Origin of the sequence: Mogibacterium kristiansenii, from assembly GCF_009695905.1 — a bacterium.
Taxonomy (GTDB): domain Bacteria; phylum Bacillota; class Clostridia; order Peptostreptococcales; family Anaerovoracaceae; genus Mogibacterium_A; species Mogibacterium_A kristiansenii.
Window position 1 is genome coordinate 16,036 of record NZ_VUNA01000020.1, and the last position, 11,920, is coordinate 27,955.

Here is an 11,920-nt window from a genome sequence, read left to right on the forward strand (position 1 = left end):
CTGTTTTTTTATCATCAGATATTGATTCAATGTATATCCGGACGCACCTCTTCGAATTGGAACAATATTTACCTTCCGGATAGGGTAGTTGTTTCTAACTTTGTTCTATTTTTTTGAAGTTTATCTGGAAATCCCGAGGATTTGTTTATTTCACCCCTCTCCCATGGTAAAATAACATGTACTTTTATGTATTTATATGTAAAGGAATTAAGGATTAAAGACTATGAGCGATAGAAAACCAACCGATTATGAACTGATGCAGAAGCTGGCCCGCCAGATGGCGAAGGAGCGGCTGGAACGGGAGAAGGCCGCCCGGCGAATGGCGGAGAAAGCGACCCCGCCTCAGGCGACGGATTCCACCCGAAATGCATCGGACCAAACCACTGTAATTCGTAAAGACGATCTGCGAAAAGCTGCTTCCGGCACCCGGCCGGCGACACCGAGCCGCCCGTCCCCTTCCGGAAACAGTCCAAAACGCGATGTCGAGCAGTTCGATGATATCGCCGCCTTTGAACAGGAATTTATGGGCGGCGGAAAGAACAAGCATGCCGCGGAAACTTCGGCCTCGCCGGAAACCGACGGAAAGAAGAAATTTTCTTTTAGCCGAAAGAAGAAGGACGCCGGAAACAAGATGCCGGCACCGAAACGGCCGAGACCGGATGCGAAAGCGGGCAGCCTCAAAGAGAAGTTTTATAATTTCCGGGATGCTCATCCGAAGTTCGATGCGTTCATCTACGACTTGAACCCGAACCATTGGGTGGACAAGAACGGTAATCCTCTCTCCCGGAGAAAGAAGATTTTCAAGTTCGGAAGACGAACCGTTGCCACGCTGGTGTCTCTCGGAATTCTGTACTCTGCGGTGGTCATCATCACGGCGCCGAGCATCGATCCGAAGAACATCTACGATGCGATTTCTACGGATTCCATCGTCTACGACGATAATGGGGATGCAGTGGATTCCGTCAGCAACGGCCAGAAGAGAACCATCATCAAGTACAAGCAGCTGCCGAAGAACATGGTGAACGCCATCGTGGCCCTGGAAGATAAAACGTTCTGGGATCACCACGGTTTCAACTGGAAGCGAATGGTGGGTGCGGTCCTCCAATCCTTTACCGGCGGCGGAATCAGCGGTACCAGTACCTTGACCCAGCAGCTGGCCCGAAACGTCTACCTTCCGGATATCATGAGCCAGCGAAGCCTGCGGCGTAAGATCATCGAGATGTGGTACGCGGCGCGGATTGAGCACGCCCTTTCCAAGGAAGAAATCGTCACCGCATACCTGAACAGCATTTATTACGGCTACGGCAACTACGGTATCGAAGCGGCATCCGAATGTTATTTTTCCAAGGATGTAAAGGACCTCAGCCTGGTTCAGTGTGCGGCTCTGGCCACCATGCCTCAGTCCCCGGACACCTACGCGCTGATTAAAGATCCGTCGGGTATCACGGACACTTCGGATATGACGAAGATTACCGTGGGCGGCGAGAAGTACTACGCCAACGATATTGCCAAGTCCAGACGTCAGCTCTGCCTGTCTCTGATGAAGGACCAGGGGTACATTTCGGACAAGCAGTATCGGGAGAATAAGGATAAGAAACTGACAGACTTTATCGATCCGACGATTTCCACGGATAATGATAAAATCAGCACCTACTTCAAGGATTACATGGCCGACGAAATCATTCAGGACCTGAAGAAGGAATACGATATGGATGAGGAGACCGCTCAGAAGCTGGTATACAGCGGCGGTCTGAAGATTTATTCCACCATGGACTCTGAAGCCCAGAAGACGGTGGATGAGGCCTTTAAGAATCCGAGCAATTTCCCGTCGCTGCTGAACTTGCATACGGACAGCAACGGAAACGTGATCACGGACAAGGGTGCGATTTCTCTGTACAAGCACAGCAACCTGGTGAACGGCAAGGACGATATGACGCTGAAAAGCAGTGAATTCAAGGAGAACTCCGACGGCTCCGTTACCCTCAAGGCCGGAAAACGTCTGAACTTCTACAAGACGACGGTGGACAGCGGCACGGATTACAGCGTGGAGCTGAAACCTTCCTACACCAGCGAAGGCGGCGAATTCTACATCTACGCCACCGGCTATGTGAACATTCCGGCGGCGAACAAAACCATGGATAAGAACGGCAACGTCACCATCGATGCGGATTACATCAAGAGCAACCCGGATATGATTAAGAAATCCGGAAGCAAGCTGGTGCTGAAGGATGCGCTGATTACCATGGCGGATAAAGTCATTCAGCCGCAGGGTGCCATGGTTATCGCTGAAGTGGGCACCGGAGAGATTAAGGCCATGATCGGTGGCCGCGGCTCTCACGGAAGCGGTCTCTTCAACCGAGCACTGAATCCGAGACAGCCGGGATCCTCCATCAAGCCGCTGGCGGTATACGGCGCGGCACTGCAGAAGAGTTACGACTACTTGCAGAAGGATGAGAAATATCAGTACACGGATTACAACAACGACACCCAGGGAACGAAATATTACGGCGATTACATGACCGCCGGATCCACCATCGTGGACGAACCGCTGACCTTCGAAGGTCGGACCTGGCCGTCCAACTCCTACGGCGGATACAAGGGCCGGATTTCCATGAGAAGAGCCATGCAGCTTTCCTCCAACGTATGTGCGGTAAAAATATGGCTGCAGGTTGGTTCGGAGTATTCCGCAAATCTGGTGGAAAAGTTCGGCATCACCACCTTGAACCGAGAGGGCGACAACAACGATGAGAACGCAGCGGCTTTGGCGCTGGGTGGCCTCTCCAGCGGTGTAAAGCCGATTGAAATGGCACAGGCTTTTGCCGCCATTCCGAACGGCGGCACCCGCCAGTCCTCCATCGCATACCGGAAGGTTCTGGATCGGAACGGAAATCTCCTTCTGACTTCGGAATCCAAGGAGACAAAGGTATTGGATGAAGGCGTTGCCTACATCCTGACGGATATGATGAAATCCGTTGTTTCTCAGGGTACCGGTACCGGTGCGGCGCTGTCCGGCGTTCAGGCCGGCGGTAAGACCGGAACCACATCCAGCAACTACGATATCTGGTTCAACGGTTTCACACCGCACTACGCGGCAGCCCTTTGGATCGGTACGGACTACAACATCCAACTGTCCTCCGATTCCTCCGGCGCAGCGGCACTGTGGGGACGGATTATGAACAACATCGCGGCGGCAAAAGAAGGCTCCTATCCGAGCAAGCCAGCCGATGTGGTTCAGAAAGGCAGTGAATACTACATCAAAGGAACGGAAACCAACTCCGGCTCCTCCTACAACAATTCTTCCGGAACAAGTTCCGGCAAGAAGAACACCAATTCCAAGAAACCGGATTCCGGTTCCTCTGCGGACAACCCGTCCACCGGCGGTTCCGGAAGCGGCGGTGGCAACGGTTCCGGCGGCAGCAGCTCCGGCGGAAACCACAACGGCGGAAACCACAACGGCGGAAACACCGGTGGCGGCAATACCGGCGGTGGCGGCAATACCGGCGGCGGTGGCAATACCGGCGGCGGAAACACCGGTGGCGGCGGTAATACCGGCGGCGGTGACAACACCGGTGGCGGTGACAACACCGGTGGCGGCGGCGGTGGCGGCGACGCCGCCAACGACGGCCAATAACCGATACATCAAAAAATACGTAAGAAAACAGGACTGTCAAGCGACAGTCCTGTTTCTTTGCTATTGGGTTATTATCAAATCCGGTTTTCCCCTGATTCTATTTCCGTTCCGCCTTCTTCTTTTCGAAGAACTGAATCAGAACATCCTCGGATACCTCCGATTTTTTCGCCCGGCTCATCAGCTTCTCTACCACATCAATCGGGTTTGCGCCGCGGTTCACGATGCTGTCCAGTGCCATGGTAATCGGCATCTCTACATCATACTTTTTCGACAAAGCCATTGCTGCCGGAAGCGCATTCAGTCCTTCCACGACCTGACCGACTTCTTTTACCGCTTCTTCTACGGACTTGCCCTGTCCGATCAGATTGCCGCAACGGTTGTTCCGGCTGTGCATGCTGGTAGCGGTAACGATCAAATCACCGATTCCTGCCAGTCCGGTAAACGTCTGCTCCATGCAACCCATCTTCGTACCCAGTCTGGAAATCTCCGCCATACCGCGGGTAATCAGCGCCGCCTTGGCATTGTCGCCGCAACCGATGCCGTTGGCAATTCCGCAAGCCAGAGCGATGACGTTCTTCATGGCACCGCACAGCTCCACGCCAATTACGTCCGCATTGGTATATACTCTCATGCAGGTATTGGTGAAGACGTCCTGTACGTATTTCGCCGCATCCATATCCTCACTGGCTGCAACGATTGTGGTCGGCATATCCAGCGCAATTTCCTCTGCGTGTGTCGGTCCGGACAAAGCCACCACCTTCACGTTTCCGTGCTTTCCGTCCTTGTTCAGCTCATCCTCCAGAATCTGGGACATGGTCATGAACGTGCTCTCCTCCACGCCTTTGCCCACATCGGCGATAATCTGTCCGTCCACGATGTAATCCCGTGCCTTCGCGGCGGTGGAACGGATGAATACGGACGGGATGGCGAACATCAGCACGTCCTTATCCGTGCACACTTCCTCCAGGCTTCTGGTAAAACGAACACCGTCCGGAATTACCATTCCCGGCAGATTCTTATGTTTCCGGGTCGTCTCACAAGCCACCAGCTCCGCCTCCACGGCAGACCATACCAAAACATCGTGACCGCTGTTATACAGCATCCGCGCCAGAGACATGCCAATCGTTCCGGCACCCAGTACACCAATCTTTTTCATACAAATATCTCCTAACATAATCATAACGTACAAATTGAGTATTTGTATTATAACACGGTCTATGGGAAAACTCTATAATTGTCTAGGAAATGACATGTCCGTCCCGAATCGCTTCCACGATTCGGCTGACCAGGCTGACCCGGTTAAAAGGAGTGATCACGTAGAATCCGTCTGCCGAACGCGCTATCGCTTTCCCGATTTCCACGGATACCTCCAGAGCCAGATTTTCCGCCTCTTCCCGGTTCAAACCCACATATCGCTGAATCAGCGCCTCTTCCACCTCGATGCCGTTCACCTCGCTGTTCATAAAACGAGCATTTCGTTCGCTGATGACCGGAATAATTCCGCCCAGAATATAGCAGTTCAAAGATGTTTTTGCCCGTCTCAGATTCTCCAATCCCCGGCGGCTCAGCACCGGCTGCGTCAGCAGACCCTGCATGCCCTTTTCGATTTTCTTTTCCGCCCGGCCCAACTCCGCATCGAAATTAATCGCGTTGATATTCAGTGCGCCGAACACGTGGAAGGGATGAATTGCCCCTTTCTTTTCCAGACCGCGAATAAAGTGGGTCATCTTTCGGGAATTGAATTGGTAGACGCTCTTCACCTCGTCTCGCTCCGCGGTTGGAATCGGGTCTCCGGTGACAATCAGGAGGTTCTGCACCTCTGCGGCGCTGAGCCCCATGAGGAGTGCCTGAGAGGCGTTCAGATTTCGATCTCGGCAGGTCAAATGCGGGAGGGGCTCGATACCCTCCCGCCGGAGCATGCAGGCTACCAGGCTGGAATCCATCCGTGCCTTTGCCGTCGGGCAGTCCGCAATGGTAATCACATCGGCACCCACATCACAGAGCCCCTTGGCATTTTCTATGTATTTTCCTATATCCGCGTATCCCGATGGGTCGAATTCCACGGCAATGGGCTTCTCCCCCTGCCGCAGCTTTCGAAAGAACGCACTCTCCTTCATTTCCGGTGCCGCCGCTCTTGGAACCGAACGCAGTGTTCCGTCGGCTGAAACGCTCTTCAACGCTTCCGTCAGCGCTGCAATGTGCTTCGGCGTGGTTCCGCAGCAGCCGCCCACAATGGTCACGCCTTTTGCCGCCAGCTCTGCCAATTCACGGCCGAAATATTCCGGGTCGCTCTGATAGATGGTGCGATGCTGAATGACCACCGGGCTTCCGGAATTCGGCATCACGGAAAGGGTCAGTCCTTCCGTATTCATCTGCTCCAGCAGGGACTGCAGCTGCCGAACCCCGCTGATGCAGTTCAAGCCCACCGCATCCACGAAGGGCGATGCACCTGTTTCCTGCAGCAAATCCTCCCCAAAGAGTCCGTCACGGGTATATCCGCCGGGCAGCACGGCATAGGAGATAATCACATATGCATCCGGCACCCGGCTTCGAATGTACCGAGCACTCTCCAGGAGTCCGATGGTATTGGAATTGGTCTCGAACAGAAAATTTTTCGCCCCCAGTTCCAGAAATGCATCGATGATATACCGATATTCTTCCTTCGTGCGCACCTCATCCAGACCGGTCACCGGACCGATATCCGCAAAAACATGTGCGCCATAGGCTTCTGCCGTCCGGCCGGCCAGTCGAAATCCCGCCCGAATCTGCCGGAGCACCACATCGTTTCCGCCGGGATAGGCCACCCGGTTGGAGGAAAATGTATTGGTCTTAATGGCCCGAGCACCGGCTTCCAAATATTCCCGGTGGATGGCGGAAATCAGCAGAGGTTTCTCGATATTCGCCATCTCGCAGCCCTGCCCCGGCAGCTTCTCCGATGCGGAGAAATAGGTGCCCATTCCTCCGTCGAATACCATCGTCCCCCGGGACAGTTCCTCTCTAAAAGTCAATTGTTCCATATCTTCTTTCATCCCATCCTTCTCTAGCCCAGTACTTCCTTCGCAATTGCCACGGCACCCTGGGCATCCTTGGAATAGTAATCCGCGCCGATTTCCTCCGCATATTCCGGCGTCATCACCGCACCGCCCACCATGATTTTACATGGGTGACCGGCTTCTCGCAGGGCATCGATGGTGGCTTTCATGGCCGGTACCGTGGTGGTCATCAATGCCGACAACCCAATCAGGTACACGTCATTTTCCACTGCGGCATCCACCACCGTCTGCACCGGCACGTCACGTCCCAGGTCCAGTACGTCGTAGCCGTAGTTTTCCAGCACCACCTTCACGATATTCTTTCCGATATCGTGAATATCCCCTTCTACCGTGGCCAAAATAATCCGTCCTTTGGATACCTGCCGGGTACCGGAAGCGGCGATTTCCTTTTTAATCAAGTCCAATCCGGCGCATGCCGCCGTCGCCGCATTGAGGAGCTGAGGCAGGAAGAATTCCCCGCTTTCGTACAGCGCTCCCACCTTGTCCAGTGCCGGAATGATTCGTTCGCTGATAATACTCATAGCCTCTTCCTGAAGGAGAAGCTTCTTTGTAATCTCCCGGGTCTCCTGTTCCAGCCCTTTGATGACCGCCGCCTGCAGCGGATCTTCCTTCGAATCGCTTTTGGCGCCGGACACGCCGGATCCCGTTACGCCCTTGCCGGTTCCTCCGGCATCGCTCTTATTTTCTTTTGCCGCCTTCAGTTTCGCTTTCCGCTCCGCCTCTTCCGCCGCGTAATCCCGAATGTAATTTCCGCTGTCCGCATCCTCCCCGCTCAGCACCCGGAACGCCGCTACGGCATCCCGAATCGCCTTCTCGTTGATATTGACAATCGGAAAATCCAGTCCCGCCCCCATCGCCTGGGTGAGGAAACTGGTGGTGATGTACCGCCGCATCGGGAGGCCGAAGGAGATGTTGCTGACGCCCAAAGCACAGTGCAGGCCGAACTCGTCGTGAATCCGACGGACTGCCCGCAGCGTCTCTCGCGCCTGCTCCTGCTGGGCCGATACCGTCAGGGTCAGACAATCCACAATCACGTCTTCCCGCGGAATTCCATATCGATCTGCTTCCCGAAGAATCCGCTCCGCCACCTGAATTCGGCCCTCCGCATCTTCCGGAATGCCGTCCTCATCCATGGCCAGACCCAGCACCGCCGTGCCGTAGTCCGCCACCAGCGGAAGCACGGAATCCAGCCGCTCCCGTTCTCCGTTCACGGAATTTACTATCGGCCGTCCGTTCACCACCCGAAGGCCGGCCCGCAGTACTTCCGGATCCACGGAATCCAGCTGCAGCGGAATGTCCGTCACGCTCTGCACCGCCTGAATCACCTTTGGCATCAGCGCCACTTCGTCCACGCCCGGGGCGCCTACATTAACGTCCAGAATCTGCGCACCGGATTCGTACTGTTCCACCGCCAGCTTCTTGATGTAGTCCATGTCGCCATCCCGGAGCGCCTGCTGCAATTTCTTTTTGCCCGTCGGATTGATTCGCTCCCCGATGATATTCAGCTTTCCGTATTCCGCCACCGAACCGGCGGAGCATACGCCATTCCGGGATTTCGGAATCCGTCCTGCCGGATTGTAATGGCTGCTTTTATGGGATAGGGCACGGATAAAATCCGTATTGGTTCCGCAGCATCCTCCGACGATGCCTACGCCCTTCTCCAGAAACGGCACCATCTCTTCCGCAAATTCCACCGCGGTGATGTCGTATTTCCCGGTTCGCGGATCCGGCAGACCCGCGTTGGGCTTGATAATCATCGGCAGGTTTGTCCACTCCATCATGGACTCCGCAATCGGAAGGATTTCCTTCGGTCCCAGCGAGCAGTTGATGCCCAGCGCCGCAACACCCAGTCCTTCCAAGGTCAGCGCCATGGCGGCTGCCGAAGTTCCCAGGAAGGTACGGCCGTTGGCCTCGAAAGACATGGTGGACCAAATCGGCAGATTGGAATGCTCTTTCGCCGCCAGCACCGCTGCTTTCATTTCATACAGATCCGTAAAGGTTTCGAACACCACCAGATCCGCGCCGGCTTTCTCACCGGCCTCCACGATTTCCGCATAGGCCCGGTAGGCCTCTTCAAAGGGAAGTGTCCCCAGCGGTTCCAGCAACTCACCCAGAGGGCCTACGTCCAGCGCCACCATGCACTCCCGGCCCTGTTCCCTCATCAAGCGTACCGCTTCCACGGCCGTTTCCACGTTTCGCTGCACCACCTCATCCACGGAATACCCGCTGCCCTTCAGCTTGTTGCCGCTGGCACCGAAGGTATTGGTGTAGATGCAATTTGTGCCTTTCTTGATATATTTCATGTGGATATCTCGAATTTCTGCTGCATGGGTCATGCCGTACACCGCCGGATTTTCTCCCGGCTTCAGTCCGGAATGCTGCAAATCGGTTCCCATGCCGCCGTCCAAAATAATCAATTGTTCCTTCATGATTTCATCCTCACCTCTTGAATTCTATAACACTATTCATTTCAGTATAAATAATTCCGAAGAGGTGTTCAATTAGGTTCTTCCTATAGCCAGTTATTTCTACTGTTTTTTGATGGATGCCGATTCCGGAATTAGAGACTTTTTCCGGATTTTCTATTTACAATCTGTTTTCTCGGTGATAAATTATTGTATGACAACTCGTCATATTTGTATAACATCATACATCGCAATATATTTTTACGGAACAGAGTTAGGAGAATACCATGTCTCAGAATAAAACCAACTTAGCACAGCGAACGGCGGATACCCTTCGAGCCCAGATTCGAAGCGGAGTGGATTACGCACCGGGCAGTAAGCTGCCCAACGAAAACCATCTCTCACTGGAGCTGGGGGTCAGCCGAACCACTTTGCGGGAAGCCATCCGAATCCTGGTCGCGGAAGGACTGCTTCAGGTTCAGCGCGGAAAAGGAACCTTTGTCACGGAACGAAAAGACCAATTGGCCTCTACCCTTCCCTCCTTCGATGAAAAGAAGGTCACCCTGAAAGACCTCTACGAAGCACGGCTGATTATTGAGCCCGCTGCGGCCGCTCTGGCTTGCCAACGGGCGACGGATGAAGAGATTGAAGAGATTGTCCGCCTGGTGAAAGCCACCCAGGAACAGTTCACCCATGACTTCAACAATGAAGAAATCATCCAACGGGAAATCGCTTTTCACGATGCCCTGATTCGGGCATCCCACAACCGGTTCTTCGATCATTTTCTGCCGGTGGTGAATCAGACCATTCAGAAAACCTTTGAGCTGGAGTACAAATGGGATGCGGTAGCGGAAGGGGCCTACAACGACAACTTCATGATCATCGACTTTCTGCGAAAAAGAGATGCGGAAGCCATGCGCAGCGTCATGACGATTCACCTGCACCGTGCGCTTTGGACGGAACAGTTAATCTAAAAAAATATTGTTTTTATGTGAAAAACAACAAAAAAGCTATTGACATTGCGGTCAGACAAGTTTATTATGTTGTCATACAACATACAACTGAGTATGGTTCGCGGATTAATTGTTGGGATAATATATTAGGAGGAAAATTAGAGATGAGCAGTTACGAAAACCACAAGATTTATTATGAAGCCGATTGTGATCTGAGCGTATTGGACGGACAGAAGATCGCCGTTATCGGTTACGGAAGTCAGGGCCATGCCCATGCATTGAACCTGAAGGAATCCGGATGCGACGTTGTTGTCGGTCTGTATGAAGGTTCCAAGTCCAAAGCAAAGGCAGAGGCTCAGGGTCTAAAGGTTCTCACCACCGCAGAAGCCGCTAAATGGGCAGATATCGTTATGATTCTTACCCACGATGAGACACAGGCTGCAATGTATGCGAAAGACATCGCACCGAATCTGGAAGCCGGCAATATGCTGATGTTTGCTCACGGATTTAATATTCACTACGGTCTGATCAATCCACCGGCTGACGTGGATGTGACCATGATCGCACCAAAGGCTCCGGGACATACTGTTCGTTCCGAGTTCCAGGCAGGCAGAGGCACACCGGCACTGGTTGCCGTTCAGCAGGATGCCACCGGAAAGGCACTGGACAGAGCGCTGGCATATGCGGCAGGTCTTGGCGTTGCAAGAGCCGGCGTACTGGAGACCACATTTAGAACAGAAACCGAGACTGACCTCTTCGGCGAACAGGCAGTTCTCTGCGGCGGCGTATGTGCACTGATGCAGGCCGGTTACGAGACACTGACCGAAGCCGGTTACGACCCTCGGAATGCATACTTCGAATGCATCCACGAAATGAAACTGATTGTAGACCTGATCTACGAAAGCGGTTTTGCCGGAATGCGTTATTCCATTTCCAACACCGCTGAATTCGGTGACTATGTAACCGGTCCGAAGATTATCACCGAAGACACCAAGAAGGCGATGAAGGATATTCTCCACGACATTCAGGACGGTTCCTTCGCAAGAGGCTTCCTGGACGACATGGCCGGCGGTCAGGTTCACTTCAAGATGATGCGTCAGAGAGCATCGGAGCATCCTTGCGAATCGGTGGGTGAAGATATCCGGAAGCTGTACAGCTGGAACAAGGATGATGAGAAGCTGATCAACAACTAAGTCATCGATATATTTACATTCCATTCAAAACAGCGGGATCCTTTTCGAAGGGTCCCGCTGTTAATTTTGGTTCTTCATTGCCGGCGTGTCGTCGGAATTCCCGTTCAGGGCCGAGGACGTGGTGCCCCGTGACTAAGGAATAAGGGTTTGCGAGCGGTGAAGCACCACGTCGTGCCGGTCGAAACCATATCCGGTCCCAAGGACGTGGTGCCCCGCGACGAAGGAATAAGGGTTTGCGGGCGGTGAAGCACCACGTCGTGCCGCTCGTATTTCCGTTCGGGGCCGTGGACGTGGTGCCCCGTGACGAAGGAATAAGGGTTTGCGAGCGGTGAAGCACCACGTCCCACCGGTCGAATTCCTATCCGGTCCCGAGGACGTGGTGCCCCGCGACGATGGAATAAGGGTTTGCGAGCGGTGAAGCACCACGTCCCACCGGTCGAAGTCCTATCCGGGGCCGAGGACGTGGTGCCCCGCGACGATGGAATAAGGGTTTGCGGGCAGTGAAGCACCACGTCGTGCCGCTCGAAACCCTATCCGGTCCCGAGGGCGTGGTGCCCTGCGACGATGGAATAAGGGTTTGCGGGCGGTGAAGCACCACGTCGTGCCACTCGAAACCCTATCCGGTCCCGAGGACGTGGTGCCCCGTGACGAAGGAATAAGGGTTTGCGGGCAGTGAAGCACCACG

6 protein-coding genes are annotated in these 11,920 nt (G+C 54.0%); 3 read left to right on the plus strand and 3 right to left on the minus strand.

The window, feature by feature from the left end; translation table 11 throughout:
* The first annotated feature begins 223 nt into the window (after positions 1–223).
* The gene (locus FYJ65_RS08435) at positions 224–3,631 is read left to right on the plus strand and encodes a transglycosylase domain-containing protein (RefSeq protein WP_154554886.1); all 3,408 of its coding nucleotides are present in this window, start codon (positions 224–226) and stop codon (positions 3,629–3,631) included.
* Positions 3,632–3,728: 97 nt separating this feature from the next.
* Here FYJ65_RS08435 and FYJ65_RS08440 read toward each other — a convergent pair whose 3' ends face one another.
* The 3 genes from FYJ65_RS08440 to FYJ65_RS08450 form a co-directional block, all read right to left on the minus strand.
* Positions 3,729–4,787 (minus strand): NAD(P)H-dependent glycerol-3-phosphate dehydrogenase, encoded by a 1,059-nt coding sequence (locus FYJ65_RS08440; protein WP_154554887.1) that lies wholly within the window; start codon positions 4,785–4,787, stop codon positions 3,729–3,731.
* Positions 4,788–4,869: 82 nt separating this feature from the next.
* A complete protein-coding gene (locus tag FYJ65_RS08445; protein WP_235898245.1) occupies positions 4,870–6,660 on the minus strand; it encodes a bifunctional homocysteine S-methyltransferase/methylenetetrahydrofolate reductase in 1,791 nt (596 codons plus the stop codon).
* Between the two features lie 11 nt (positions 6,661–6,671).
* Positions 6,672–9,113 carry a homocysteine S-methyltransferase family protein gene (locus FYJ65_RS08450; RefSeq protein WP_154554888.1) on the minus strand — a complete coding sequence of 814 codons (2,442 nt, stop codon included), beginning with the start codon at positions 9,111–9,113 and terminating at the stop codon, positions 6,672–6,674.
* 263 nt (positions 9,114–9,376) lie between these two features.
* Between FYJ65_RS08450 and FYJ65_RS08455 the strand changes: the two genes are divergently transcribed.
* Entirely contained in the window at positions 9,377–10,063 is a 687-nt protein-coding gene (locus tag FYJ65_RS08455; protein WP_154554889.1) for a FadR/GntR family transcriptional regulator, read from the plus strand.
* Between the two features lie 143 nt (positions 10,064–10,206).
* Complete coding sequence (gene ilvC / locus FYJ65_RS08460) at positions 10,207–11,235, plus strand: ketol-acid reductoisomerase (RefSeq protein ID WP_154554890.1); 1,029 nt, start codon at positions 10,207–10,209, stop codon at positions 11,233–11,235.
* Positions 11,236–11,920 lie beyond the last annotated feature (685 nt).

Excerpts from the sequence above, each read along its gene's own strand:
- FYJ65_RS08435 (WP_154554886.1), top strand. The coding sequence starts at position 224 with ATGAGCGATAGAAAACCAACCGATTATGAACTGATGCAGAAGCTGGCC.
- FYJ65_RS08440 (WP_154554887.1), bottom strand. The coding sequence starts at position 4,787 with ATGAAAAAGATTGGTGTACTGGGTGCCGGAACGATTGGCATGTCTCTG.
- FYJ65_RS08445 (WP_235898245.1), bottom strand. The coding sequence starts at position 6,660 with ATGAAAGAAGATATGGAACAATTGACTTTTAGAGAGGAACTGTCCCGG.
- FYJ65_RS08450 (WP_154554888.1), bottom strand. The coding sequence starts at position 9,113 with ATGAAGGAACAATTGATTATTTTGGACGGCGGCATGGGAACCGATTTG.
- FYJ65_RS08455 (WP_154554889.1), top strand. The coding sequence starts at position 9,377 with ATGTCTCAGAATAAAACCAACTTAGCACAGCGAACGGCGGATACCCTT.
- ilvC (WP_154554890.1), top strand. The coding sequence starts at position 10,207 with ATGAGCAGTTACGAAAACCACAAGATTTATTATGAAGCCGATTGTGAT.